At 71.8% G+C, this 25,588-nt stretch carries 26 protein-coding genes; 16 read left to right on the forward strand and 10 right to left on the reverse strand.

The features are described from left to right. Positions 1-76 precede the first annotated feature (76 nt). A complete protein-coding gene (locus tag ACUYMY_RS07230; protein WP_481702921.1) occupies positions 77-619 on the forward strand; it encodes a thioesterase family protein in 543 nt (180 codons plus the stop codon). A gap of 44 nt (positions 620-663) precedes the next feature. Here the strand turns inward: ACUYMY_RS07230 and ACUYMY_RS07235 are convergent, their stop codons facing one another. Next, positions 664-2,073 carry a DUF1731 domain-containing protein gene (locus tag ACUYMY_RS07235; protein ID WP_481702922.1) on the reverse strand — a complete coding sequence of 470 codons (1,410 nt, stop codon included), beginning with the start codon at positions 2,071-2,073 and terminating at the stop codon, positions 664-666. 93 nt (positions 2,074-2,166) lie between these two features. Continuing rightward, entirely contained in the window at positions 2,167-2,700 is a 534-nt protein-coding gene (locus ACUYMY_RS07240) for a MarR family winged helix-turn-helix transcriptional regulator (RefSeq protein ID WP_481702923.1), read from the reverse strand. Between the two features lie 101 nt (positions 2,701-2,801). Between ACUYMY_RS07240 and ACUYMY_RS07245 the strand changes: the two genes are divergently transcribed. From ACUYMY_RS07245 to ACUYMY_RS07285, 9 genes are all read left to right on the forward strand, one after another. Continuing rightward, positions 2,802-3,377: an NADPH-dependent FMN reductase gene (locus tag ACUYMY_RS07245; RefSeq protein WP_481702924.1), complete on the forward strand. Its 576-nt coding sequence runs from the start codon at positions 2,802-2,804 to the stop codon at positions 3,375-3,377. Between the two features lie 113 nt (positions 3,378-3,490). Further along, on the forward strand, positions 3,491-4,336 hold the full coding sequence (locus ACUYMY_RS07250; protein ID WP_481702925.1) for an NAD-dependent epimerase/dehydratase family protein: 846 nt from the start codon (positions 3,491-3,493) through the stop codon (positions 4,334-4,336). Positions 4,337-4,475: 139 nt separating this feature from the next. Next, positions 4,476-5,960 (forward strand): MFS transporter, encoded by a 1,485-nt coding sequence (locus tag ACUYMY_RS07255; protein WP_481702926.1) that lies wholly within the window; start codon positions 4,476-4,478, stop codon positions 5,958-5,960. Next, the gene (locus ACUYMY_RS07260; RefSeq protein WP_481702927.1) at positions 5,950-6,687 is read left to right on the forward strand and encodes an aspartate/glutamate racemase family protein; all 738 of its coding nucleotides are present in this window, start codon (positions 5,950-5,952) and stop codon (positions 6,685-6,687) included. The genes ACUYMY_RS07255 and ACUYMY_RS07260 overlap by 11 nt, the downstream gene beginning before the upstream one ends. 282 nt (positions 6,688-6,969) lie before the next feature. Then, positions 6,970-8,310 (forward strand): MFS transporter, encoded by a 1,341-nt coding sequence (locus tag ACUYMY_RS07265; protein ID WP_481702928.1) that lies wholly within the window; start codon positions 6,970-6,972, stop codon positions 8,308-8,310. Positions 8,311-8,417: 107 nt separating this feature from the next. Next, positions 8,418-9,065 (forward strand): GntR family transcriptional regulator, encoded by a 648-nt coding sequence (locus ACUYMY_RS07270; protein ID WP_481702929.1) that lies wholly within the window; start codon positions 8,418-8,420, stop codon positions 9,063-9,065. A gap of 51 nt (positions 9,066-9,116) precedes the next feature. Beyond that, positions 9,117-9,953: an aspartate/glutamate racemase family protein gene (locus tag ACUYMY_RS07275; RefSeq protein WP_481702930.1), complete on the forward strand. Its 837-nt coding sequence runs from the start codon at positions 9,117-9,119 to the stop codon at positions 9,951-9,953. Further along, positions 9,950-11,485, forward strand: a complete 1,536-nt coding sequence (locus ACUYMY_RS07280; protein ID WP_481702931.1) for an amidohydrolase family protein — start codon at positions 9,950-9,952, stop codon at positions 11,483-11,485. Before ACUYMY_RS07275 ends, ACUYMY_RS07280 begins: the two co-directional genes overlap by 4 nt. Next, complete coding sequence (locus ACUYMY_RS07285; protein WP_481702932.1) at positions 11,479-12,204, forward strand: maleate cis-trans isomerase family protein; 726 nt, start codon at positions 11,479-11,481, stop codon at positions 12,202-12,204. Before ACUYMY_RS07280 ends, ACUYMY_RS07285 begins: the two co-directional genes overlap by 7 nt. Before the next feature lie 84 nt (positions 12,205-12,288). Here ACUYMY_RS07285 and aztD read toward each other — a convergent pair whose 3' ends face one another. The 8 genes from aztD to ACUYMY_RS07325 form a co-directional block, all read right to left on the reverse strand. Beyond that, positions 12,289-13,587, reverse strand: a complete 1,299-nt coding sequence (gene aztD / locus ACUYMY_RS07290; protein WP_481702933.1) for a zinc metallochaperone AztD — start codon at positions 13,585-13,587, stop codon at positions 12,289-12,291. A 35-nt stretch (positions 13,588-13,622) separates the two neighbouring features. After that, on the reverse strand, positions 13,623-14,303 hold the full coding sequence (locus tag ACUYMY_RS07295; protein ID WP_481702934.1) for a nucleotidyltransferase family protein: 681 nt from the start codon (positions 14,301-14,303) through the stop codon (positions 13,623-13,625). Positions 14,304-14,333: 30 nt separating this feature from the next. After that, positions 14,334-14,537: a cold-shock protein gene (locus ACUYMY_RS07300; RefSeq protein WP_481702935.1), complete on the reverse strand. Its 204-nt coding sequence runs from the start codon at positions 14,535-14,537 to the stop codon at positions 14,334-14,336. A gap of 197 nt (positions 14,538-14,734) precedes the next feature. Then, positions 14,735-15,829 carry a hypothetical protein gene (locus ACUYMY_RS07305; RefSeq protein WP_481702936.1) on the reverse strand — a complete coding sequence of 365 codons (1,095 nt, stop codon included), beginning with the start codon at positions 15,827-15,829 and terminating at the stop codon, positions 14,735-14,737. 510 nt (positions 15,830-16,339) lie between these two features. Further along, positions 16,340-16,576: a hypothetical protein gene (locus tag ACUYMY_RS07310; protein ID WP_481702937.1), complete on the reverse strand. Its 237-nt coding sequence runs from the start codon at positions 16,574-16,576 to the stop codon at positions 16,340-16,342. A gap of 69 nt (positions 16,577-16,645) precedes the next feature. Continuing rightward, positions 16,646-16,783 carry a hypothetical protein gene (locus tag ACUYMY_RS07315; protein WP_481702938.1) on the reverse strand — a complete coding sequence of 46 codons (138 nt, stop codon included), beginning with the start codon at positions 16,781-16,783 and terminating at the stop codon, positions 16,646-16,648. Positions 16,784-16,906: 123 nt separating this feature from the next. Next, positions 16,907-17,602 (reverse strand): response regulator, encoded by a 696-nt coding sequence (locus tag ACUYMY_RS07320; RefSeq protein ID WP_481702939.1) that lies wholly within the window; start codon positions 17,600-17,602, stop codon positions 16,907-16,909. Then, the gene (locus ACUYMY_RS07325) at positions 17,603-19,225 is read right to left on the reverse strand and encodes a sensor histidine kinase (protein ID WP_481702940.1); all 1,623 of its coding nucleotides are present in this window, start codon (positions 19,223-19,225) and stop codon (positions 17,603-17,605) included. A gap of 190 nt (positions 19,226-19,415) precedes the next feature. Between ACUYMY_RS07325 and ACUYMY_RS07330 the strand changes: the two genes are divergently transcribed. The 6 genes from ACUYMY_RS07330 to ACUYMY_RS07355 all read left to right on the forward strand — a co-directional run bounded on the left by ACUYMY_RS07330 (position 19,416) and on the right by ACUYMY_RS07355 (position 25,581). Then, positions 19,416-20,807 (forward strand): cation:dicarboxylate symporter family transporter, encoded by a 1,392-nt coding sequence (locus ACUYMY_RS07330; RefSeq protein ID WP_481704994.1) that lies wholly within the window; start codon positions 19,416-19,418, stop codon positions 20,805-20,807. A gap of 278 nt (positions 20,808-21,085) precedes the next feature. Then, on the forward strand, positions 21,086-21,964 hold the full coding sequence (locus ACUYMY_RS07335) for a ParA family protein (protein ID WP_481704995.1): 879 nt from the start codon (positions 21,086-21,088) through the stop codon (positions 21,962-21,964). Continuing rightward, positions 21,951-22,820 (forward strand): segregation and condensation protein A, encoded by an 870-nt coding sequence (locus ACUYMY_RS07340; protein ID WP_481702941.1) that lies wholly within the window; start codon positions 21,951-21,953, stop codon positions 22,818-22,820. Before ACUYMY_RS07335 ends, ACUYMY_RS07340 begins: the two co-directional genes overlap by 14 nt. Beyond that, positions 22,810-23,376 carry an SMC-Scp complex subunit ScpB gene (gene scpB, locus ACUYMY_RS07345; protein ID WP_481702942.1) on the forward strand — a complete coding sequence of 189 codons (567 nt, stop codon included), beginning with the start codon at positions 22,810-22,812 and terminating at the stop codon, positions 23,374-23,376. Before ACUYMY_RS07340 ends, scpB begins: the two co-directional genes overlap by 11 nt. Before the next feature lie 103 nt (positions 23,377-23,479). Beyond that, a complete protein-coding gene (locus ACUYMY_RS07350) occupies positions 23,480-24,466 on the forward strand; it encodes a pseudouridine synthase (protein WP_481702943.1) in 987 nt (328 codons plus the stop codon). A gap of 14 nt (positions 24,467-24,480) precedes the next feature. Beyond that, positions 24,481-25,581, forward strand: coding sequence for a prephenate dehydrogenase (locus ACUYMY_RS07355; RefSeq protein ID WP_481702944.1), 1,101 nt, complete (start codon positions 24,481-24,483; stop codon positions 25,579-25,581). Positions 25,582-25,588: the final 7 nt, after the last annotated feature.

Here is a 25,588-nt window from a genome sequence, read left to right on the forward strand (position 1 = left end):
TTCAAGGCCTTTGCCGCATCAAATGTATACAAATGATCGCGGTTGCTCTGCTGTTACCCGCGAGTAGCATTGGGGCATGCATCTTCTCCTGCGCACGCTCAGCCTGCTCGTCACGTCCCGACGGCGCCCGCCGCTGAGTCTCTGGGACGCCTCCTCGCTGCCGCTGCGTGTCCTCCCGACCGACATCGACATCGCCCTGCACGTCAACAACGGGATGTACTTCTCGCTCATGGACCTGGGCCGCTTCGACCTCATGGTCAGATCGGGGGCGTGGGACAGGATGAAGGCGCGGGGCTGGAGCCCTGTTGTGAGCCTCGAGACAATCGCCTTCCGGCGGTCCCTGCAGCTGTGGCAGCGCTACAGCATCGAGACGCGCATCATCGGCACGGACGAGAAGGCGATCTTCTTCGAGCAGCGCATTGTCTCGGGCGGGGAGGTCTACGCGCGCGCCTACATCGCGACGCGACTCGTCTCCGCGTCGGGGCCCGTGCCGAACGAGGAGATCTTCGCCGAGGTCGGCAAGCCGCCCGCGGACCTCGTCCTGCCCGAGTTCCTGCACGCCTGGCGGGCCGAGAACGCGCTGCCGGGCACGCGGCGCCCTGCGCCCCACGCCTGGTAGGGGCGCCGGCCGGGCCGGCCGGGCCGACCCTGAGCGGTTCCGCGCTAGGAGCCGAGCTCGGCGAGGGCGTCGCCGAGGCGCGGGTAGGCGAAGGTGAACCCGGCGGCCTGGAGCGCGGCCGGCATGGCCCGGATGTCCTCGAGGACGAGGTTCGGGTTCGTCCGCAGCACCGCGGCGGCCACGCGCAGGAGCGGCTCCGGTGCGGGGATGCCGACCGGCACGCCGACGAGGTCGCGCAGGCGGGCCATGAGCTCGCTGTTCTGAACCGGGAAGGGCGCCGTCACGTTGACGACGCCGGCGGGGACGTCGACGGGCGGCTCGCCGGGGGCCGGGGCGAGGCCGAGGACCGTCCGGGCGGCGCGCACCCAGTCGGTCGCGTGGATCCAGCTCATGTACTGGCCGCCCGTGCCGAGGTGGCCGCCGGCCCCCAGCCGCGCGGGGACGGTGAGGCGTGCCATCGTGGGTGCGTCGCGGTGGAGCACGACGCCGGTGCGCGCGATGAACACGCGCGCGGCGTTCGCGCCGTCGACCGAGGCCTCCCAGTCCCGGGCGACGGCGGCGAGGCCCGGTGCGTCGGGCGGGATGGGCGCGGACTCGGAGGCGGGCTCGTCGGTGGCGGCGTAGATCCCCGTGCCGCTCTGCTGGAGCCAGCGCTCCGCCGGGCGCTCCCACCGTCGGCTCGCCTCGACGAGGGCCCTGGTCGGCTCGACCCGGCTCGCCGTGAGCAGGGCCAGATTCTCCTCGGTGCCGGGCCGGTCCATGCTCACGCCCGCGAGGTTCACGACGGCGAGGCGCGGCTCTGCGCCGAGGCGCTCCGCCCACGGGCCCTGGCTGCGGCCGTCCCACTGGATCTGTTCGAACGGCGAGGATGCAGGAGAACGTGTCAGGACGGCGACCCGGTGCCCGTCGCAGACGAGGTGGGACGCGAGCAGGGTCCCTAGCAGCCCTGACCCGCCGGCGATCGCGACGAGCGGACCCCGCGCCCCGCCGTCGTCCATCCCGTCCGGCTGGGGCGACGGGGCTGCGAGCCGGTAGAGGCGGGCGCACTGCGCCTCGAAGTGACGCACGAGCGGCTCGCCGGCGGTGAGGCCGAACGGCTGGGCGAGTGGCCCCTCGAGGGTGACGCGCTGGGTGAGGACGGTTCCGCCGTCGCGCTCGTCGAGCGTCCAAGCGATGTCCTGTCCGCCGCCGGGCTGGGCCTGGTGGAGGGCGAGCTGCCGCCCGGGCTCCACGCTCGTGATGGTGAACGGGGGAGCCGTGCGGCGGTGCAGCGGCCCGATGAGCCGGTGGGCGGGGGAGTAGCGGCCCTGCGCGCCGGTCCGGAGGCTTCCGTCGATGGACGCCGCGGCGATGGCGGGGTTCCATTCTGGCCAGCGCTCGAGCCGCGAGAGGACCGGCCACAGGCGGTCGGCGGGGAGGCGGAACCAGTGGGATGCGCTGCGCTGCCAGATCACGCCGCCAGTCTAGCCAGCCGCGAGGTGGGGTCCTGTGACGCCGAGGTGGGGTCCTGTGACGCCGAGGTGGGGTCCAAGGGCGCCCAGTGTGGCTCAGGCCTCCTCGTGGATCTCCCGGTCGGTGGGGTGCTCGGCGACGGCCGCGGCTTCTGCCGCGCAGATCGCATCGACGATCCGCCCACAGGCATCGCGGAGCAGGGCCTGCTGCTCCGGGGAGAGCGGGTCGAAGACTGTGCTGCGCACGAAGTCGACGTGCCCGGGAGCAGCCTCAACGATCGCGGCGCGCCCCGCCTCGGTGAGATGGACGTCCTGGCCGCGCGCGTCGTCCGCCGAGCACGTCCGCGAGATGAGCCCCTTCGCCTCCATCCTGCGCAGGATGTGGGACAGCCGGCTGCGCTCCCAGCCGAGCTCTTGGGCAGCAGTGCCCGAGCGAAGGACGCCGTCGGGGCACTCCGAGAGTGTCGCGAGGACGGAGTATTCAGGACCGGACAGGTGCGAGTCCCGCATGAGCTGCCGGTCAATTGCCGGGGGCAGGCCCCAGAGGAGCCGGCGCAGCGCGAGCCAGACCTCGCGTTCGCGCTCGTCCAGCCACTGCGGCTCTGCCTCTGTCTCCGCCGGCCTTCTCACGGCTCCTCCTTCATTCCACGACATTGCTTGACACATCAATTATGCCCGTGGTTCAGTTGAGACATCAAGTTTTGATTGATGCGTCAACTAAGGAGACCGACATGACCAGGATCGCGATCGTCACCGGCAGCACCCGTCCCGGCCGCAACAACCGCCAGGTCGCCGAGTGGGTCCTCGAGCGCGCGCAGGAGCGCACGGACGCCGAGTTCGAGCTCGTCGACATCGCCGACTTCAACCTGCCGCTCCTGAACGAGGCGGTTCCGGCCGCCTACCAGGCCTACGGCCACGAGGCCACGAAGGAGTTCTCGGCCCGCATCGACGAGTTCGACGGCTTCGTCTTCGTCACGCCCGAGTACAACCACTCCATCGCGCCGGCCCTCGCCAACGCGCTCTCCTACCTCAACGCCGAATTCGCCAACAAGGCCGCGGGCATCGTCTCCTACGGCTCGGCGTTCGGCGTCCGCGCCGCCGAGCACCTGCGGGGCATCCTCTCCGAGCTCCAGGTCGCCCACGTCCAGAAGACGGGGATGTTCTCCCTCTTCACCGACTTCAAGGACTTCTCAGAGTTCACGCCGACCGAGCGCCAGGCCGCGTCCGTCGACCCGATGCTGGACCAGCTCGTGACCTGGGCCAAGGCCCTCGAGCCGGTCCGCGCGGCGGTCAGCGTCGCGGCCTGACGCGCCAGGCGCTGCGCGCGGCGGGCGAGGCCGACGGCACGGCTCCGCCGTCGGCCTCCGCCGCGCCGGGCCGCCGCGTGACACCTGCGGCGGGGTGGCAGAGCATGGGTCGCATGGAGATCGCACTCACTGGCGGAAGCGGCAAGCTCGGCAGGGCGGTGCTCGCGCACCTGCGCGAGGAGGGCCACACGGTCTGGAACCTCGACGCCGTCGGGGAGCGGCGGTACGGATTCATCCGCGTCGACCTCACGGACTACGGCCAGGTGGCCGACGCGCTCGCGGGGGTCGATGACCGCCACGGCGGGGTCGACGCCGTCGTGCACCTCGCGGCGATCCCGGCGCCCGGCCTCGCCCCGGACGCGGCGACGTTCCGCAACAACATGCTCGCGACCTACAACGTCTTCCAGGCCGCGCGGCGCGCGGGCGTCCGGCGGATCGTCTACGCCTCGAGCGAGACCCTGCTCGGCCTGCCGTTCGACGTGCCGCCGCCGTACATCCCCGTCGACGAGGAGTACGCGGCGCGGCCGGAGAGCACGTACTCGCTCGTGAAGCACCTCGAGGAGCAGATGGCCATCCAGCTGTGCCGCTGGGATCCAGAGCTGAGCGTGAGCGCCCTGCGCTTCTCCAATGTCATGGCGCCCGAGGACTACGCCGAGTTCCCCTCCTTCGGCGCCGACCCGCGGGGGCGCAAGTGGAACCTGTGGGGGTATATCGACGCGCGGGACGGCGCCCAGGCCGTCCGCCGCGCCCTCGAGGCGGCCCGGCCCGGCTTCGAGGCCTACATCATCGCCGCGGCGGACACGGTCATGTCCCGGACTTCGGCGGCGCTCGCGGCCGAGGTCTTCCCGGGGGTGCGTCTCACCCGGAAACTCGGGGACCACGAGACGCTCCTGTCGATCGACAAAGCCCGCCGGCTGCTCGGCTACGAGCCCGAATACACGTGGCGAACCCGCGCCTGACTCTCATCCGAAGGGATGATTTCCATTTGGTATCCCTTGATGGGATACCAAATGAAGGTAATCTGCATCGCATTCCGTATGGCAGGAGTTTGCTACCGCTACACGGAAAACCCATCCCTGTGAGCTCCGAGGAGCAGCAATGGACCAGCAGATTCCCTCCACCCCGTCCGCCTCGGGGCCCGCCGGCACGGTCGCCGGCGGCCACGGGCACGGCCGCGCCAAGCCCGACGAGGCCCCAAGTACACTGGCCGCCCAGATCGAGGGCGCCTACTCGCGCATCGGCGTCACGGGCGCGCACCGGCACATCGGGCTCATGATCCTGCTCGGCGTCTTCTTCGACGCGCTCGAGCAGAACGCCGTCGGCATCACGGGCCCCGTGCTCCGCGAGGCATGGGGGCTCGGCGGCCTCGAGATCGGCCTCCTAAACACGATGACGTTCACCGCGACCGCCCTCGGACGCATCCTGACGGGGCTCGTCGCCGACCGCTTCGGCCGGCGCAACATGCTCATCATCAACCTCATCATCTTCGCGGCCGGCTCGCTCCTGTGCGCCGTCGCCCCGAACTACCCGATCCTCGCTGCCGGCCGCTTCATCGTGGGCTTCGGCCTCGGCGGCGAGATCGCCGTCGCGGTCATCATGATGGCCGAGTTCTTCGCCGCGAAGCACCGCGGCACCGCCGTCGGCCTCATCAACGTCACCGCCGCCGGCCTCGGCAACATGCTCGCTCCCGCGTTCGGCATCCTCGTGTTCACGCTCTTCACGGGCGAGGACCGCTGGCGCTGGGTCTTCGGGCTCCTCTTCATCCCAGCCATCCTCGTCATGTGGTTCCGGCGCTACGTCCCCGAGACGCCCCGCTTCCTGGCCTCGAAGGGCCGGATCGACGAGGCCAACCTCGTCATCACGCGGCTTGCGCGCGGCAAGCTCTCCGGGCCGATCCCGGACCCCGAGCAGTACCTCACGCACCACCCGCACCTCGAGGCGGCGCCGACCGGCCCCCAGGCCACGTGGATGGACGCGCTGCGGGGGAAGTACCTGTCGCGCACGGCACTCCTGTGCGTCGCGGTCTGCATGTCCTATGCAGCGCAGATCTCGATGCTGACCCTCATGCCCACGATCCTCGTCTCCCGCGGCTACGCCGTGAACACGAGCCTGTGGTTCACGCTCGTCATGCAGTCCGGCTCGCTCGTCGGCGCCGCCACGGCGGCGTTCCTGGCCAGCCGCCTGCCGCGCAAGAAGGTGCTCACGTCAGCTGCGGCCATCGGTTTCGCGGCCGGCCTGTCGATGGCCTTCCTCGCCACGGACATCGCCTGGATCGTCGTCTTCGGCTTCCTCTTCAACTTCGCCGTGATCATCCTCAACACGACCATCTGGATCTTCGCGCCCGAGCACTACCCGACGCACACGCGCGGCTTCGGCACGTCGATCATCCTCGCCGCCGGCTCCCTGTCCGGCGGGCTGTTCCCGCTCATCTCCGGCGCGATCTTCGACGTCGCTGGCATCCCGGGCATGTTCGCGACCCTCGCGGCGCTCTTCCTGGTGCTGGCGATCGTGGTCCAGTTCCCGCCCGAGACGTTCGGCAAACCCATGGAGGAGTCCGAGGAGGCGGCGATCTATGGGCACTGAGGCCTCCACCCAGGCTCGGGGAGCCCGGCGGGGCGCGCGCCGCACCGTCCTGCTCGTCAACCCCAACACCAACGAGCGGACCACCGAGATGATGTGCTCCCTCGCCGAGGCCGAGCTCGCGCCGTCTGGCCTCGCCGTGGAGGGGCTCACCGCCGTCGCCGGGCCGGCCATGATCGTGGACCCGGAGGCCCTCGCCGCTTCCGTTCCGCACGTCGTGGAGGCCGTACGACGGCGGGTGGCCACCGGCGCGGGCGAGGTCGCCGCCGTCGTCGTCGCCGCGATCGGGGACCCAGGCCGCGCCGAGCTCGAGGCCGAGCTGGCGCCGCTCGGAATCCCCGTCGTCGGGATCGGCCAGGCCTCGGTGCTCGCGGCGGGGCGCGGCGGCAGGCCGTTCGGCATGGCGACGAGCACCCCTCTCCTCGCCCGCTCGCTGGCCGGCCTGGCCGACGAGCACCGGGGGAGGGCCCTGTTCGCGGGCGTGCACCTCACGGCGTCGCCGCCGCTCGAGCTCGCCGCCGACCCCGAGCGGCAGTTCGAGGAGCTAACGGATGCGGTCCGCAGGTGTGCAGCCGCCGGCGCCGAGGCCGTGGTGATCGCCGGAGGGCCGCTGAGCGCGACCGCCCGGCGGCTCGCGGGGGAGGGGATCGCCGAGATCGTCGAGCCGGTCCCGAGCGCGTGCGCGCTCGTCCTCGCGCGCATCCGCGAGGCGGCGGTCATCAGGGCGTGAGTCCTGAGGCGTAGTCTCCGCGCTGGGGCCGGGCCGAGGGGGCCCGGCCCCTCCGACGCGTGGGATATGGCCCCGCATCGCTGGGAGGTGACCCCGCAACGTGCCTAGACGGGATCCCATTTTGGGATCCCAAACTCTTGACTGTGGCAGCCCTCACTGCCTAAGGTTCTTTTTGGGATCCCAAAATGGGATCCCAAAAGAGGTCCCTCACGTTGCGCACGCCCATCCGGGCACGGCCTCCCTGCGAGGCCAACCGTCTCCACCCGTCGTGAAGGAGGACTCGTGTCCCTTCAAGAAGAAACCTCTTCGACCAAACCCCTTGCCGAGGACGTCGTGGGGAAGATTGCAGGTCGGCGCACCAACGTGCGCTGGAAGCTCTTCCTCCTGCTCCTCGTCCTCGTCGCCGTCAACTACATCGACCGCGGCTCCATCTCGGTGGCCCTGCCCATCATCCAGAAGGAGTTCAACCTCGGCCCCGAGCTCGTCGGCCTGCTGCTCTCGGCCTTCTTCTGGACCTACGCCCTCATGCAGGTCCCCGTCGGCTGGCTCATCGACCGCTTCGGCCCCCGCAAGGTCGTCACGGCGTCGTGCGTCGGCTGGGGCGCCGCGACCGCGGCGTCCGGCATGGCCGGCGGCTTCCTGAGCATGTTCATCGCCCGCCTGGGCATCGGCGTGACCGAGGCCGGCGTCATGCCCGCAGGCGGCAAGCTCAACGCCATCTGGATGCACTCGAAGGAGCGCGGCCGGGGCGCCACGATCCTCGACGCCGGCGCCCCCCTCGGCGCGGGCCTCGGCGGCATCATCATCACGTGGCTCATCGCCGCCGCGGGCGGCTGGCGCATGGCCTTCATCATCGCGGGCATCGCGACCGTCGTGCTCGGCGCCCTCGTGTGGTGGTACGTCCGGGACAGCCCCCGCGAGCACCGGGGCGTCAACGACGCCGAGGCCGAGTACATCGAGGACTCGCACCGCGCCGAGGACGAGGCCGCGGGCCTCACCAAGGGCGAGGCACGCCGCGCGCTCCTGCCGTACCTGAAGTTCCGCTCCTTCTGGGCCATGTGCTTCGGCTGGCTCGGCTTCAACGGCGTCTTCTACGGCCTGCTCACCTGGGGCCCGCTCTACCTGTCCCAGGCCAAGGGGTTCGACCTCAAGACCATCGGCTGGTCCACGTTCGTGATCTTCGGTGCCGGCTTCGTCGGCGAGATCCTCGGCGGGCTCCTCGCGGACAGGCTCCGCGAGAAGGGCTACGGCGCCAACGTCGTCATGCGCTCCCTGCTCGGCGCCTCAAGCGTCATCGTCGCGGGCGGCCTCGTCGGAGTGACCGTCGTCGCAGACCCGATCGCCGCCGTCGTGCTGCTCTCCGTCGTCCTGTTCTTCCTCCGCTGGGTGGGCCTGTTCTGGTCCGTCCCCGCGACCCTGGGCGGGCGCACCAACGCCGGCGTCCTGGGCGGGGCGATGAACTTCAGCGGCAACATCGCCGGCTTCGTCACCCCGATCGTCGTCGGCTTCATCGTCGGCGCGACGGGCGGCTACACATGGGCCCTGCTGTACTTCGTCGGCTCCGCGATCGTCATGGCCGCGGCTGTGCTGACGCTCGACTACAGCAAGCGACTGCCGGTGTGACCGCCGCCCGCGGGGGTGCGGCGCCCGCCGCGCCCCCGCGGGCCGCGTGGTCGAATGGACGAAGGCAGCGGGGCACCGCCCCGCCACGAGCGAGCGAGGAGCGCACGATGGCCCAGCCGGCCGAGGAGACGCAGCGGGAGCGGCCCCTGCGCGAAGACATCCGCGACACCCTCCGGGGCCGCATCTTCGAGGGCTACTACCCGCCGGGGACCAGGCTCATCGAGCGGGACCTCGCGGCCGAGTTCAACGTCTCCCGCCTGCCCGTCCGCGAGGCCCTGCGGATGCTGCGGCAGGAGGGGATCGTCGCCGAGCGCGCCTCGCGCGGCATGGTCGTGGCGAGCCTGAGCGAGAAGGAGGTCGAGGACCTCTTCGACGTGCGCATCTCGCTCGAAGTCCTCGCGTGCCGGCTCGCGGCCCAGCGGGCCACCGACGAGGACCTCGCGCGCCTCGCCCGGCTCCTCGACGACGCCGAGGATGCCCTCGCGCGCGGAGCCGTCGCCGAGGCGCATCGCGCCAACAGCGGGTTCCACGACGAGGTCACCCGGATCGCGGACAACGGCTTCCTGCGCAGCGCCCTCGAGCCGCTCCAGGGCCGCATGCACTGGCTCTTCCGGCACGTCTCCGACCTGCCCGAGCTCGTCAGGGAGCACCGCGAGCTCTATGAGGCCATCGCCTCGAAGGACCCGGACCGGGCAGCAGAGCAGTCCGTGCACCACATCGAGAAGTACAGAGAACAGTTCCCCGGGACGGAATGAGCCGCGCGCCCAGCGCGGCCCACGCCGCCCGGGAGGGAAGCAAGGAACAGCATGAGACTTCTGGTCATCAATCCGAACATCAGCGACGATGTCACGGACCTCATCCGGGCCGAGGCGGAGCGCTCGGCCAGCCCGGGCACCGAGCTCGTCGTCCGCACGGCCGGGCACGGCGTCGAGTACATCGAGACCCGCCTCGAGTCGCTCATCGCCGCGGGCGCCGTGGCCGAGCTCATCGCCGAGCACGCGGGAGAGGTCGACGGCGTCGTCGTCGCCGCCTTCGGCGATCCTGGCCTGCCGGCGCTCAAGGAGCTCGTGGATGTGCCGGTCATCGGGATCACCGAGGCCGCCCTGTGCGCGGCCGCGCTCCAGGGGCAGCGCTTCGCCATCGTCGCGATCTCCGACCGGATCACCGCGTGGTACCGCGAGTGCGTGGAACGCTTCGGGCTCGCGGACCGGCTCGCGTCGATCCGCTCGATCAAGCAGGCCCTGCGCGGCATCGGGACGGTCCAGGACGACTTCCGGCCCACGCTGGTCGAGCTCGCCCGGCTCGCGGTCGCGGAGGACGGCGCCGACGTCGTCATCCTCGCGGGCGCCCCGCTCGCCGGGCTCGCCCGGGACGTCGCGGACGAGATCCCCGTCCCGGTCGTCGACGGGATCGGCGCGGGCGTCCGCCTCGCCGAGGCCGTCGTCGGGCTCGCCTCGGGCCCGCACCGCGCCGGCTCCTTCGCCGCCCCGCCGGCGAAGCGGCGCGCGGGCCTCAGCCCGGCCCTCGACGCGGCGCTCGACGCCGGCCGGCTCGCTGCAGGCCAGCCTGCCGCCCCCGCGGCGGCAGCCCCGGCGTCGGCGGCCTCACCGGCCTCCCACGCAGCCCCGGCGGGTGCCCGATGAGCCCCGCCCTGCCCGACCTCGTCATCGCCCACGGGCTCGTCGTCAACGCCGGCGGCAGCCGGCGCGCGCACGTCGTCGTCGACGGCGGGCGGATCGCCGCCGTCGTCGACGCGGCCGAGCCGGTCCCTGCCGCGGCGCGCACCCTCGACGCCGCCGGCCGCGCCGTCGTCCCCGGCGGCATCGACGGCCACTGCCACGTCGCCCAGGTCACCGGCCGGTGGCGCACGCTCGACGACTATGCGACCGCCTCGATGGCGGCGCTCTGGGGCGGCACGACCACGATCCTCGACTTCGGCATCCCTCGGGACTCCATGGAGACCCCGCTCGAGGCCGCGAAGGCCAAGCTCGCCCTCGCCCGCGAGGCGCGCTGCGACGTCGCCCTCCACGGCTCCGTCATCGACTGGGACGAGACCGTCCCGACCCAGCTCGAGGAGCTCGCGGCCCTCGGCATCCGCTCGGTGAAGCTCTACATGACCAACCGCGGCTCGACGATGGCCGAGAACGACACGGTCCTGAAGGTCATGCGCGAGATGGTGCGCCTCGACGGGCTCACCTACGTGCACGCCGAGCACGACGCCATGGTCGTGGACTGCACAGAGGCGCACGCGGAGGCGGGCCGGATCGGGATCGAGCACCTGCACGAGACCCGGCCCGAGCTCGCGGAGGAGGCCTCCGTGCGGGAGGTCCTCGCGATGGCCGAGTACACGGGAGCCCCCGTGTACTTCGTCCACCAGTCGACGCCCGGCGCGGTGGACCTTGTCGCCCAGGCCCGCGCCCGCGGCCTCGCCGCCCACTCGGAGACGTGCCCGCACTACCTCGTCCTCGACGACGGCGTCTACTCCTCGCGCTTCCCGGAGTGGTACGCGTGCTGCCCGCCCATGCGCTCGCCCGAGACGGTCGCGGCCCTGCGCTCGCGGTTCGCCGACGGCTCGGTGCACACCGTCTCGAGCGACCACTCGAGCTACGACCTGTCGCAGAAGCGCGAGCGCTCCGAGGACGTCCGGCAGATGCCGCACGGCCTTCCGGGCGTCGAGACGCGGATGCCCGTCGCCTTCACGGCGCTCGCCGAGGCCGTGGCCGCTGCCTCGGCGCCGGCCGGCACGGCCGGTGCGGGCGGCGGCGGGGGAGCGGACGACGGCACGCGCCTCCTCGAGCGCTTCGTGGACCTCTTCGCGGCGGCCCCGGCCAGGATCAACGCGCTTCCGGGCAAGGGGGTCATCGCGCCGGGACTCGACGCAGACCTCGTCGTGTTCGACCCGGACGAGGTCCGCACCGTCGACGCGGCGGCGCTGCACATGGGAACCAACTTCTCGCCCTTCCACGGACGGGCGCTGCGCGGCTGGCCGCAGGTAGTCGTCGCCGGCGGGCGCGTCGTGCTCGACCACGAGGGGTTCCACGATCCGGGCCCCGTGGGCCGCTACGTGGCCCGCGTCGGCTACCGCGAGGCCCAGAATGCCGCGGCGCCGGGCCCCGTCCCAGAGCTAGCCCCCGTCTTGGCCGAGACCACAGCCCAGGAGGCCCGACCATGGTGACCGCCGCCCGCCCCACCCGCATCGGGATGATCGTCCCGTCGTCGAACACGTGCCTCGAGCCGCAGAGCTACCGGATCCTCGGCGCCCGCGAGGACGTCACGGTCCACTCCACCCGGATCCCAGTCACGCGCATCGCCCTCGACGCCGGATCCGACCGGCAGTTCGACGTCGAGGGCATGCGCGCCGCGGCCGAGCTCCTCGGGACCGCGGACGTCGACGTCATCGCGTGGAACGGCACTTCGGGGTCCTGGCTCGGAGCGGACCACGACCGCGAGATCGCGGCCGAGATCACCGCCGCGACCGGCATCGCGGCCACGACGTCGACCCTCGCCTACGTCGACGCGTTCGCCGAGTTCGGCACGGAATCGGTCGGCCTCATCACGCCGTACACGGCGGACGTGAACCTGCAGGTGATCGCCCGCTGGGCCGGGGAGGGCATCCGCACGAGCGGCCACCGCTTCCTCGGCCTGAGCGACAACGAGTCCTTCGCGCGGGTGGCCCCGGCGGAGCTCATCCCGGGCTCGCTCGAGCTCGCCGCGGAGCGGCCGGACGCGCTCGTGTTCCTGTGCACGAACCTCTACGGCGCCCCCGTCGCGGCCGCGCTCGAGGAGCGCACCGGCGTGGCCGTGCTCGATTCGGTGGCCGTCACGCTCTGGCGCTGCCTGCAGCTCGCGGGCGCGCCGCTGCTCGACCCGCGCTGGGGGAAGCTGCTGGCCTAGAACTTCGCACGGGAGCGGCCCGGGACCGGCAGTGCCGGCCCGGGCCGCTCGTGCATCACCGGCCCTGCCGGCCGGCATGGGCCCTCAGGCGGCCTTGCCCGTCACGCCCGTGATCTCGTTCGGCACCGCGGGCAGCTCGGCGCTCTTGACGACCTCGCCCGAGGCGAGGTCGACGGCGTGCAGCCGCTGCGACGCGGGCTCGGTGACGTACGCCGTCGAGCCCTGCACGAACAGCGTGGGGCGCGGGTCCTGCCACGTCTCGGACTCGGTCCACGGCGCGACGACCGGGATCGTGCGCGTCACCGCGCCCGTCTCGGGGTCGATGACCCGCAGGCCGCCGTCGGTCCCGAGGACGAGCGCCTCGCCCGCCGGGCCGCGGCCGAGCGAGCGGAACGAGTAGCTCGTGCCGAGCTCGACGTGCCGCAGCGACGCCGTGCGGGTGTCGATGAGGCTGATCCGGGTGGGCCGCTCGAGCGTCGCATCCTTGTCGACCTTGTAGTCGCCGAGCACGATCGGGGAATGCTCGCTGCCGGCCTGGTTCCCGATCCGGCCGTACGCGTCCGGGGCCTGGACCTTCCTTATCTGCTGACCGCTGTCCCCGCCGCTGTAGACGAGCGCCCCGTCGGTGCAGCCGACGACGACGGCGCCGCCCGCCGCGGTAGCCTCGCCGTGGGTCCCGGGGCACTCCTGGGAGGACGCCGTCTCGGTGCCGTCCGCGGCGAGGACCGTGATGCCGACCCGGTCCTTGCCCTGGCTGCGGGTCGTGAGCAGGCCGCCCTCAGGCAGCGGGACGGCGACGCCGTGATGGGCCTCGGGGGTACGCGAGACCTTCGTCTCCGGCATGCCGTCGGCGAGCCCCGCAGGGTCGAACACCGTGACCTCGCCCGTGCCGTCGGCGAAGAGCGCCGTGCTGCCGGCGTGATGGACGGCGTGCCCCGGGTGGTCGGCGTCGAACACGGTGCCGGTCATGCGGGGGTCCCACGTGTAGAAGTGATCGTGGTCCCCGTGCGGCTCGGCCCACGTGCCCGCGTCGAAGACCTCGAAGCCGCGCTCCGTGGACACGAGCACGTGGCGGCCGTCCCCGGCGGGGTTGATCCGGAGGAAGCCGTCGAGCGGGACTGGGTCCCCGATGGGCTCGAGCGTCGCGGCATTGAGGGTCACGAGCCCGCCGTCCGTCGTGAGGACGAGCCGCGGCATCGCGCGGGAGCGCTCGGCCGGCTTCGCACCGGGGGAGGCGGCAGGCGACGCGGTCTCGGCCGTGGACGCGGGAGAGGGCCCGCCGCACGCGCTCAGGGCGAGGACGGCGGTGAGGGCGGCGGCCAGGACGGCCGCGCGGGTCGTGGCTGTGGGCAGGGCGGATCGCCCTGGGAAAGGTGTGAGCATGCCCGTACGCTAACACAAATGAGAATGGTTAGCGTTCAGTGAAGGGCGTGCTCCCCTCCAAGGGGCTCGTCCTGATCGCGGTCGCCGCCGAGCCCCGAGCAGTCGACGCCGACGGCGCCATGCGCGGCGAGGTAGGGGCCCGCGCCCGTGTCGCCAACCAGCGACTCGCGCAGGGGCGCCCAGTGCTCGCGCCCGATCAGCACGGGGTGGCCGGGCCTGCCGGCGTACACCGCCCGGCGCAGCTCCGTCGGCGCCGCGCCGGCTCCGGCCACCCGGGCGAAGGCCTCGGCCTCGATCCACGGCAGGTCGACGAGGGTCACGAGGGCGGCCGACGGCGGGTTCCCGGCGCCGTCCGTGACGAGCGCGGCGGCCTCGAGCCCTGCGCGCAGCGACGCGCCCACGCCCTCCGTCCACTCCGGGGCGACCACCGCGCTCACACGCGGATCGTCGGGGAGGAGGAGCGCGGCCTCGACCGCGGAGGCGCCCAGGACGACGAGGACCCGCCGGCAGCCCGCCTTGAGCAGGTGGCGCGCGGCGCGCTCGAGCCAGGGGCCGGCGTCGTCCGCGACCAGCGCCTTGGGCTGGCCCATGCGCCGGCCGGCGCCAGCCGCGAGCACGATGCCGACGAGATCGGAGGCCGGGGGAGCGGACCCTGGAGACGCCGAAGGGCCGGCAGCCTGAGGCTGCCGGCCCTTGCGGGGATCGACATCGGTCACAGGGACGTCAGTCAGCCTATGAAGAACGGCTCAGAGAGCGCGGACCTTCGCGGCCTGGAGGCCCTTCGGACCCTGCTGGGCCTCGAACTCCACCTTCTGGCCCTCCTGGAGCTCACGGTAGCCCGTGGACTCGATGGCGGAGAAGTGCACGAAGATGTCGGCAGAGTTGTCGTCCGGAGCGATGAAGCCGAAGCCCTTCTCGCTGTTGAACCACTTCACGGTGCCAGTTGCCATTTTTTGTCCTCCTTCGGACGGGTGCAGGATCCCGTATTTCGGGACTGCTTGCAGCGGTGTCCAGTACCGCCCAGCAGACACACACCCGGCCTCCGGCGGAGGCTGGCCTTGCGTACAGACTTAATGCGAAACACAACGACTACGTCCATCACGTTACAGGAGCCGCCACGGTTGGGCCAGTAGTGGCGGGCCCAGCCCTACGCCCGGTGGCGGGGCTGCCGGCGGGGCTTCGGCCGCAGGGTCATCGCCGAGCCGCCCAGGAGGAGCCCGGTCGCGGCCCCCAGCTGCCACACGAGGTCGATGCCGGTCTCGGGAAGCTCGTCGATGTCATGCGAGTCCTGCGTGGTCACGACGGCGGACTCGTCCCCGAGCAGCACCGGAGTCTCGGTCCCGTCCTGCTCCTCGAGGGTTCCCTGGGTGTTGTCCGTGCCGGTCTCGGTGGTCTCCGTGCTGGTGTTCTCAGTGCCGGTGCCCTCCGTGTCGGTCGGGTCCGGGCTGGGCGTCTCCGTGTCTCCGCCGGTGCTCGGCTCGTCGACGGGATCCGGGGGCGTGTCGCCGGGGTTGTGGCCATGATGGTTGCCGTTGCCGTTCCCGCCGGCATTGCCATTGTTGCCGCCGTTGCCGTTGCTGCCGGGATCGGTGGGTGCGTTGCCGTTCCCACCGCCGTTCCCGCCGCCGCCGTTGCTGCCGGGATCGGTGGGTGCGTTGCCGTTCCCACCGCCGTTCCCGCCGCCGCCATTGCTGCCGGGATCGGTGGGTGCGTTGCCGTTCCCACCGCCGTTCCCGCCGCCGTTGCTGCCCGGGTCGGTGGGCGGCGTGCCGTTGTCCTCGCCGCCGCTGCCGGGGTCGCTGGGTGCGTTGCCGCCGCCGTTGCTGCCCGGGTCCGTCGGGGCGCCCCCGCCTCCGCCGCCGGCGGTGCCCGGGTCGGTGGGCGCGGCGGCGGCCCAGCTTCCGCCGCCGGCGCTGCCCGGGTCCGTCGGGGCGGCGCCCCAGCCGCCGCCCCCGCCGCCGCCGGCGGTGCCCGGGTCGGTGGGCGCGGCGGCCCAGCCGCCGCCTCCGCCGCCATTGCCGGTGTCGTTGACCGGCCCGCTTTGGGGATCCACGGTGACGTTCCCAGGGTCAGAGGGTGGAGTCCCCTGTCCCGCGCCGCCGGAATCTGCCGCAGTGACGACACCGGCCCCGCCGCTGGCGGGCACGTCGCCCTCCGCTGCGCTGGCCGCGGGGCCGTTGACGGTGATGAGGCTTACGAGGAGGGGGAGGCCGAGGACTGCCCCCCGCAGTTGTCGGTTCATTGAATGCTCCTGAGAATTGAGGATATGACAAAAGGAGGAAAGGAAGGACGAGGAAAAGGAAAGAAAAGAAGAAAGAGGAAAGCGAAGGCGCACCGGGGTGCGGGGCATCGCCGCAGCGCGGTTGCATTCCGGCTGCGCAGGCTCTGTGTGTGCTGGCCCGGCGGCGGGGGGAGCGGGCCGGCATCAGCCGGCGGCGGCCCCGGACGGGCGAGATAGGGTGTGGTTCACTGGCGGCTCCCCCAGAAAAGCAATTCGTGGATCGTCTGTGCGGATAGGTGCGTGCTTGGCGAGGAGAAAATCTCCTGCAATTGCAATGTATTTGAGATGGCTACCTAAGGCACCACTTGGCCGTACCTTCCGAGTACCCGTCTTTTCCCCGCGGACTACTTGGTTGGGGGGCAATTCCCGACAGCGGGGACACGTATTCCCCCTGGTTCCCCCTGGCCGGACAGGAAAGGGCCGCCGGGGTCGAATGCCCCGGCGGCCCTGTGCCGTGTGTGATGCAGTGTGTCAGTCGATGCCGAGCTCGATGTCCGGATTCTCCTCCTCGACGTCGAGCTCCGCCTCGGGCTCCTCGCCCTCCTCGGCGTCGAGCTCGATGAGCCGCCGCGGTGCGTGCAGCGGGTCGATCTCTTCCATCGTCTCGGGATTGTCGCTCGACCCCTCGGGCGCCTGGCTGTTCCGGCCGTCGAGGGGCTCGGTGAGGTCGTCGTCCTCGGTGTCGCCGTAGTCGAGGCTGTGGGTCATGGCTCGTCCTCTCTGTGTGCCCCCCTGTCGTTGACCGTGAGGGCGTGACGGCTGCCCCGCGGGCCGCCGTCAGCCTGCGTCGAAGCGCTCGTCGTCGGACTCGTCCGCATCGCGGTCGTTGCCCGAGCCGTCGGGGATCGTGGAGACGTCCCGTGTGGTGCGCTCCGGCTCCTCTTCGGCGATGGCGCCTTCGGTGTCCTGGCTCATGGCGGCTCCTTCCCGGTGACGGGGCCGCCGGGGCGGCGGCCTCCTGCTTCAACGGTAGGCCCGGGTGGCCCGCTTTGGCAGTAGTCGTGCGAGCCCTCCGCTGCTGCACCCAGGGACGTGAGGTCACCCGGCCCAGCGGTACTCCTTCTCGGGACGGCCGGGCGTGCCGTAGCGGGCCGAGCGGATGAGCTCCCCCGCATCGGCGAGGTGCTCGAGATAGCGCCGGGCGGTGACGCGGGAGACGCCCACGGCCTCCGTCAGCTCGGCCGCGGAGACGGCCGTCCCCCTCGAGCGCAGGTACTGGCGGATCGACTCGAGGGTGTCCTGGGACAGCCCCTTCGGGAGCGGCTGCGCGACGGGCGCCCGCAACGCCGCGAAGGCCTCGTCCACCGAGGTCTGGGAGGCGGTGCCCCCGGCCGCGTTGAGGGTCTCGTGGTAGCGGCGGTAGTGCTCGAGCCGCTCCGCGAACGCCGTGAACGTGAACGGCTTGATGAGGTACTGCACGACCCCCACTGAGATGGCCCGGCGCACGATCGGCAGCTCGCGCACGGCCGTGATCGCGATGATGTCGACGGCGTGGCCCGCCGCCCGCAGCCGCCGCCCCACGTCGAGTCCGTGGAGGTCGGGCAGGTTCATGTCCAGCAGCACGAGGTCCACCGGGGTCCCCGCCGCCGCGAGCTCGCCGGCCAGCCGGAGGGCGGACGCGCCGTCATGCGCCGTGCCCGCGTGCACGAACCCGTCGACGCGGCCCACGTAGGCGGCATGGGCGTCCGCGGCGATCGGCTCGTCCTCCACGACGAGCACGCGCAGCTCCCTCACTTACGTTGCCTCCTTCCGCGGCAGGACGACCGTGAAGACCGCGCCCTGGCGCCGCGCGACGGTGAGCGTCCCGCCCAGCCGGTGCACCGTGCGCGAGACGAGCGCGAGGCCCAGGCCGCGGCCCTGCCCGGTGTGCGGCTTGGTCGAGTACCCGAAGCGCAGCACGGCCTCTGCTTCCCCCTCGGGCACGCCCGGCCCGCTGTCCGCCACCTCGATGACGACGCCGGCCTCCTCCACCGCGATCTCGAGCGAGACCCAGCGGGGCGCCTCGCCGGACGCTGCGGCGTCGATCGCGTTGTCCACGAGATTCCCGACGACGGTCACGAGGTCCTGCGCCGCGATCCCCGTCCCGGCGAGGGAGTCGCCGGCCTCGGCGTCGAACCGGACGCCGCGCTCGTTGGCCTGCGCCGCCTTGCCCATGACGAGCGCGGCGAGCACGGGCTCGTCGAGCGAGACGACTAGCTCGTCGGCGAGGGACTGGCTCAGGTGGAGGTCCTCGGTCGCGAACGCGAGGGCCTGGTCGGTCCGGCCCAGCTCGAGCAGGGACACGATGGTGTGCAGCCGGTTGGCGTGCTCGTGCGTCTGGCTCCGCAGGGCGTCCGAGAGCGTTCGCATGGTCTCGAGCTCGGAGCCGAGGGCCTCGATCTCCGTCCGGTCCCGCAGGGTCGCGACGGCGCCCAGCACCCTCGTCCTCCGCCCCTCATGGCTCAGCGCGGGCTCCTGGTTGACCACGAGGACCCTGTCCGCCGTCACGTGGATCTCGTCCCGCGCCGTCCGGCCGCTCGCGAGCAGCTCCCTGAGGCTCTCAGGGAGTCCGAGCTCGTCGAGGCGCGCGGCGGCCGGTGCCGCGGAGGAGGGGACGGCGTCGTCCGCCTCCGGGAGCCCGAGGAGGCGCGAGGCCTGGTCGTTGCGGATGACGACGCGCCCTGCCGGGTCCACGAGGATCACCCCCTCGCGCACCGAATGCAGCACCGACTCGTAGTAGGCGAAGAGCTGGCCGAGCTGCTCGGGGCCGTAGCCGCGGGTCACCCTGGCGAGGTAGCGGCCGAGGCCGACGGAGCCGAGGACGCCGAGCGCGAGCACCGCGGCAGCCACACCGAGGACGGCGGGGAGGCGGCCTGCCAGCGCGACGTCGAGGGCGCTCACCCGCACGCCCGCAGACACCATGCCCAGGACGGTCCCGTCGGCGGCGAGGATGGGGGCGACCGAGCGCACCGAGAGCCCGAGCGTGCCCTCGAACGTCTCGGTGAGGGTGCGCCCCGCGAGCGCCTCGTCGACGCTGCCAAGGTACTTGCCGCCGATCTGTTCCGGGTTGGCGTGGGTCCAGCGCGTCCGGTCGGGGGCCATGATCGTGATGAAGTCCAGGTCCGCGTCCGCTGTGAGCTGGGCTGCGTAGGGCTGGAGCGTGGGGGTCGGATCCTGCGTCCCGGAGCGGGCGGCGGCGTCGATGACGAACGGGCTGTCCGCGAGGGCCTCGGCGACGGCGAGGGTGCGCTTGCCCGCCTGCTCATGGGACTGGTCCCTCGCATCGAGGACCATGGCCATGCCGATGAATGCCGTGAGCGCGGCGACGGCGAGGACGAGGATCGCCAGGAGCCTGTTCGCGAGGCTCAGCTTCTTCATCGACCCTCCTAACGCCTGTCCAGCGCTCACCATCGTGTTCCGCGGATGCTACGGCCCTGTTGCATCTACCGCACACACCCCTGCGACCAATATGACCGTAACGGTGACCCGTGTCACAGCCTGCCGCACAGTGGTGATGGACACAGGCCCAGCTGGGCCACCCGACACTATCAAGGAGATCACCGTGGCAATGTCGCCAGCGGCGTCGGCACCGGCCAAGAAGCCGGTCGACCGCACGCACTTCCTCTACATCGCCGTCATCGTCGCCGTCGTGCTCGGCGTTGCGGTCGGCCTCCTGTTCCCGGGCAAGGAGGGCTTCGCCGCGAGCCTCAAGCCCGTGGGCGACGCGTTCGTTAGCCTCATCAAGATGATGATCGCCCCGGTCATCTTCTGCACGATCGTCCTCGGCATCGGCTCGATCGCCAAGGCCGCGACCGTCGGCAAGGTCGGAGGCCTCGCCCTCGCGTACTTCCTGGCCATGAGCACGTTCGCTCTCGGGATCGGCCTCGTCGTCGGGAACCTCATCCACCCGGGCGAGGGCCTCAACCTCGCCAACGCGACCTACCAGGCCGGCGAGTCCAAGGACACGACCGACTTCCTGCTGGGAATCATCCCCAAGACGATGCTCTCGTCCCTGACCTCGGGCGAGATCCTCCAGACGCTCTTCATCGCCCTCCTCGTCGGCTTCGCCCTCCAGCGCATGGGCAAGACCGGTTCGATGCTGCTCGAGTTCATCCGCCAGGCCCAGGTCCTCGTCTTCCGGATCCTCATCGTGATCATGTGGCTGGCCCCGATCGGCGCGTTCGGCGCGATCGCCGCCGTCGTCGGCGCGACCGGATGGCAGGCCGTGCTGAGCCTCGGCACGCTCATGCTCGCCTTCTACATCACCTGCGCCGTCTTCATCGTGGTGGTCCTGGGAACGCTCCTGAAGGTCGTCAGCGGCGTGAACATCTTCAAGCTCATGAAGTACCTCGGCCGCGAGTACCTCCTCATCGTCTCGACCTCGTCCTCCGAGGCCGCCCTGCCGCGGCTGATCGCCAAGATGGAGCACCTCGGCGTCTCGAAGCCGGTCGTCGGCGTCACCGTCCCGACGGGCTACTCGTTCAACCTCGACGGCACGGCGATCTACCTCACGATGGCTTCGCTGTTCATCGCCACCGCGATGGGGACCCCGCTGTCCCTCGGCGAGCAGATCGGCCTCCTGGTCTTCATGGTCATCGCGTCGAAGGGCGCGGCGGGCGTCACCGGCGCCGGCCTCGCGACCCTCGCGGGCGGCCTCCAGGCCCACGCCCCGCAGCTCGTGGGCGGCGTGTCCTTCATCGTCGGCATCGACCGGTTCATGTCGGAGGCCCGCGCCCTGACCAACTTCACGGGCAACGCCGTCGCGACCGTCCTCATGGGCACGTGGACCAAGGAGATCGACCGCGACCGGGTCGGCGAGGTGCTCTCCGGCGCCCGGCCCTTCGACGAGACCACGATGCTCGCCGGGCACGGCCACGGCGCCGAGCCCGAGGTCGAGGACATCCCCGGCCAGCCGGCCGACGCCCAGCTGACCACGGGTCGGGACTACGCCCGCGCCTGAGCCGGCCACTGAGCCTGCGGCGGCCTCCGCCGCCGTAGCCCGGGCCGCCTCCTTGGAGCCACACTCTGCACAGTGTGGCTCCTCGGGGGCGGCCCTTGGGCGTGTCAGTCCCGTCGCCGGGGGAACCTTGAGGCTCAGGTTGAGGGTAAGGCTCGCCGCAGGCCGTTCTGTCAAGGTTCGGCGGATTGCCTCTCGCGCGTGTGTACGCTGGCATGAAGGAACCGCAGGCTGGCGATACCGAAAGTGTGGATGGATACGTGAGCAACGATCAGGGGTCAATGACTCTCGAGGGCATCTCGGAGGAGCTCGGGGACGCGGCCCTCGGCCCGACGGGCCGTCCGTTGCGCGAGTTCCCCGAGCCCGTCCCGCTGGGCTCGCACGGCCCGGCCCGCATCATCGCGATGGTCAACCAGAAGGGCGGGGTCGGCAAGACGACCTCGACCATCAACCTCGCCGCAGCGCTGGCCGAGTACGGCCGCCGCATCCTCCTTGTGGACTTCGACCCGCAGGGCGCGCTCTCCGCGGGCCTGGGCATCAACCCCCACGAGCTCGAGACCACTGTCTACAACGTCATGATGGACCGGCACACCGACGTCCACGAGGCGATCCGCAGCACCAACGTCGAGGGCCTGGACCTCCTGCCGGCCAACATCGACCTCTCCGCCGCGGAGGTCCAGCTCGTCACCGAGGTGGCCCGCGAGCAGGTCCTCGCGGGTGCGCTGCGCAAGGTCGAGGACGAGTACGACCTCATCCTGATCGACTGCCAGCCCTCCCTCGGCCTCCTGACCGTCAACGCGCTCACCGCGGCGCACGGCGTCATCATCCCGCTCATCTGCGAGTTCTTCGCCCTGCGCGCCGTGGCCCTGCTCGTCGAGACGATCGAGAAGGTCCAGGACCGGCTCAACCCGCGCCTCGTCGTGGACGGGGTGCTCGCCACGATGTACGACGCGCGGACCCTCCACAGCCGCGAGGTCCTCGCCCGCCTCGTCGAGGCCTTCGGCGACAAGGTGTTCGAGACGGTCATCAAGCGCACCATCAAGTTCGCCGACGCGACGGTCGCCGCCGAGCCGATCACCCAGTACGCGTCGAACCACTCCGGCGCCGAGGCCTACCGCCGGCTCGCGCGCGAGCTCGTGGCCCGCGGTGGCGCTCCCTAGCGAGGAGCTCCCGGAGCCGGCCCCGGGCCGGCCGGGGTTCGAGGTCCGCCTCGAGAACTTCACGGGCCCCTTCGACCTGCTGCTCGGCCTCATCGCCAAGCGCCGCCTCGACGTCACCGAGGTGGCGCTCGCGACCGTCACGGACGACTTCATCGCCTACATCCGCGCCCTCCAGGAAAAGGGGGAGGACTGGGCGCTGGACGAGGCGAGCGAGTTCCTCGTCATCGCGGCGACCCTCCTGGACCTCAAGGCCGCCCGGCTCCTGCCCGCCGGGGAGGTCGAGGACGAGGAGGACGTGGCCCGCCTCGAGGCCCGGGACCTGCTCTTCGCGCGGCTCCTGCAGTACAAGGCGTTCAAGGAGATCGCCGGGATCTTCGCCGGGACCCTCGAGGCGGAGGGCCGCCGCTACCCGCGGTCGGTGAGCCTCGAGCCGGCCTTCGCGGCGCTCCTGCCCGAGCTGGTGTGGCGGCACACGCCCGAGCAGTTCGCCGCGCTCGCGGCCGGCGCGTTCGCGCCCAAGGACGCCCCGCCGTCGGAGGTCGGCACCGAGCACCTGCACGCTCCTCCAGTGAGTGTGCGCGAGCAGGCGGAGCTCCTCGGGGCGCGGCTGCGCGCCTCCGGCCCGCTCAGCTTCCGCGCCCTGACCTCGGACGCCGACTCGCGGCTCGTGGTCGTGGCCCGCTTCCTCGCGCTGCTCGAGCTCTTCCGGGACCGGGCCGTCGCGTTCGAGCAGGCCGGCCCTCTCGGGGAGCTGAGCGTGCGCTGGACAGCGGGGGAGGGCTGGACGCCCGAGCGGCTGAGCGAGGAGTACGAGGATCTTCAGGAACCTGTCGAGGAGGGGCAGCATGCAGGATGACCGCAGGGCGGCGGCGCTCGAGGCGGTGCTCATGGTCGTCGACGAGCCGATCGGCACGGCGGAGCTCGCCGCGACGCTCGAGCTCCCCGAGCCCGAGGTCGAGGGCCTCCTGCGCTCGCTCGCCGCGGAGTACGACGCCGGCGGGCGGGGGTTCGAGCTGCGCAGCGTCGCCGGCGGCTGGAGGTTCTACTCGCGGCCGGAGTTCGCGGACATCGTCTCGCGGCACGTGCTCGAGGGGCAGACGGCGCGCCTGACCCAGGCTGCGCTCGAGACCCTCGCGGTGATCGCGTACCGCCAGCCCGTGGGCCGCGCTCGCATCGCGGCCATCCGCGGCGTCAACGTGGACTCCGTGGTCAAGACGCTCGTGACCCGCGGCCTCATCGAGGAGGCCGGCACCGACCCGGAGTCCGGAGCGATCCTGTACCGGACGACGTCGTACTTCCTTGAACGGCTCGGGATCGGCTCCGTCGCGGAGCTGCCGCGGATCTCGCCGCACCTGCCGGGCCTCGAGGCGATCGCGGACATCGAGGGGGCCTACGGGGGCCCCACGGGCTGATCCGGTATCCTTGTTCGGGGCATTCGCCCCTTTCCAGACACATTCTCAGAAATACCGTTCGGCCAAGAACGGTGCATTGCGAAGAGATCGAAAAGGCCGGGTCATGACACAGGCGGGACGCCAGGGTTCACCACGCAACAACAACGGACGGCGCGGGAACGCCGCCCGCGGCGGCGCGAAGGGCGCTCCGAAGCAGCCCGCGCGCAAGCGCGGCGAGCGGCCCCAGCCCAAGGGCACCGGGGCGGCGCCGTTCGCGGGAGAGCGCTTCGGCAAGAACCTTGGCCCGGTCCGCAAGGACACGCCCCGCAAGTCCCCGGCCCCCCTCCCGAAGCACCAGCCGCGCACGCGCGCCGAGCTGAACGAGGAGGGCGTCCGCCTGCAGAAGGCCATGGCGAACGCGGGCGTCGCTTCCCGCCGGGTGTGCGAGGAGCTCATCGTCGAGGGCCGCGTCGAGGTCAACGGCCAGATCGTGACCGAGCTCGGCACCCGGGTGAACCCCGAGACTGACGTCATCCATGTCGACGGCGTGCGGGTCCAGACCGACGAGCACCTCGTCTACATGGCGTTCAACAAGCCCCGCGGCGTCGTCTCGACCATGGACGACCCCGAGGGCCGCCCCTGCATCTCGGACTACCTGCGCCCCGGCTCGCCCGAGCGGCTCTTCCACGTCGGCCGCCTCGACACCAACACCGAGGGCCTGCTCCTACTCACGAACGACGGCGAGCTCGCCAACCGCCTCACGCACCCCTCCTACGAGGTGCCCAAGACCTACGTGGTCCAGGTCCGCGGGCCCATGCCGCAGGGCATCGGCAACCAGCTGCGCCGCGGCGTCGAGCTCGAGGACGGCCTCGCGAAGGTCGACTCGTTCCGGCTCGTCGACTCGACCCCGGGCTTTGTGCTCGTCGAGGTCGTGCTGCACTCGGGCAAGAACCGGATCGTGCGGCGCATGTTCGACGCGGTGGGCTTCCCCGTCCAGCGGCTCGTGCGCGCGAAGGTCGGCCCGATCGGCCTCGGGGACCAGAGGCAGGGCACGATCCGCAAGCTCGGCAAGCAGGAGGTCGGCCACCTCCTGGCGGCCGTCGGCCTCTAGGCCGGGAGCAGCGCATGTCCATCACGCACCTGCACGGCCCCGTCGTCGTCATCGGGACGGGCCTGCTCGGGACGAGCATCGGGCTCGGGCTCGAGCACCGCGGCGTGCCCGTCTTCCTCGAGGACCCCTCGCCGACCAACCAAGCCGTCGCGGTCGATATCGGGGCCGGCCGGCCCATCGCCGAAATGGAGTCGGACCCCGGCGTCCAGCCCGAGCTCGTCGTGGTCGCCGCCCCGCCGGACGTGACGGCCGACGTCGTCGCGCGCTCGCTCAAGCGGTGGCCGCGCGCCGTCGTCGTCGACATCGCGAGCGTCAAGGCAGGGATCCTGTCCCGGCTCTCCGAGAACGGCGCCGACCTGTCCCGCTATGTGGGCACGCACCCGATGGCCGGGCGGGAGAAGTCCGGCCCGGTCGCGGCCCGGGGCGAGCTGTTCACGTCGATGCCCTGGGTCGTGTGCGCGCACCCCGAGGCGACCCCGGAGGCCGTGCGCACCGCCAAGGCGCTCGGCGCGGACCTCGGGGCCATGGTCCTCGAGTTCGACGCCGAGGAGCACGACGAGGCGGTCGCCCTCGTGAGCCACCTGCCCCAGGTCATGTCCTCGCTGCTCGCGAGCCGGCTGCAGGGCACCGACCTGCGCCTGCTCGCCCTCGCCGGGAACGGGCTCCGGGACACGACGCGCATCGCCGCGTCCGATCCCGGGCTGTGGGTCCAGATCCTCGGCGCGAACGCGTCCAAGCTCGTCGAGCACCTGTACGGCGTGCGCGAGGACGTCGAACGGCTCATCGCGACGCTCGAGGCGCCCGAGGCGCCCGGGGCGAGGCTCGACCTCGCCCAGCTCATGAGCGAGGGCAACGCCGGCCAGGCCCGCATCCCGGGCAAGCACGGCGGCCCGCCGCAGGCGTTCGCGTGGCTCACGGTGCTCGTCGACGACCGTCCGGGTCAGATCGCGCGGCTGCTCACGGAGATCGGCGAGATCGGCGTCAACCTCGAAGACCTGCGGCTCGACCACTCGTCGGGGCGCAACGTGGGCATGGTGGAGATCTCCGTGCTCCCGAGCAAGCACGATTCACTGGTTGAGGAACTGGAGGGGCGCGGATGGCGGGTTCTGCAATGACGATGTC

This window comes from Sinomonas sp. T428B (assembly GCF_056780155.1).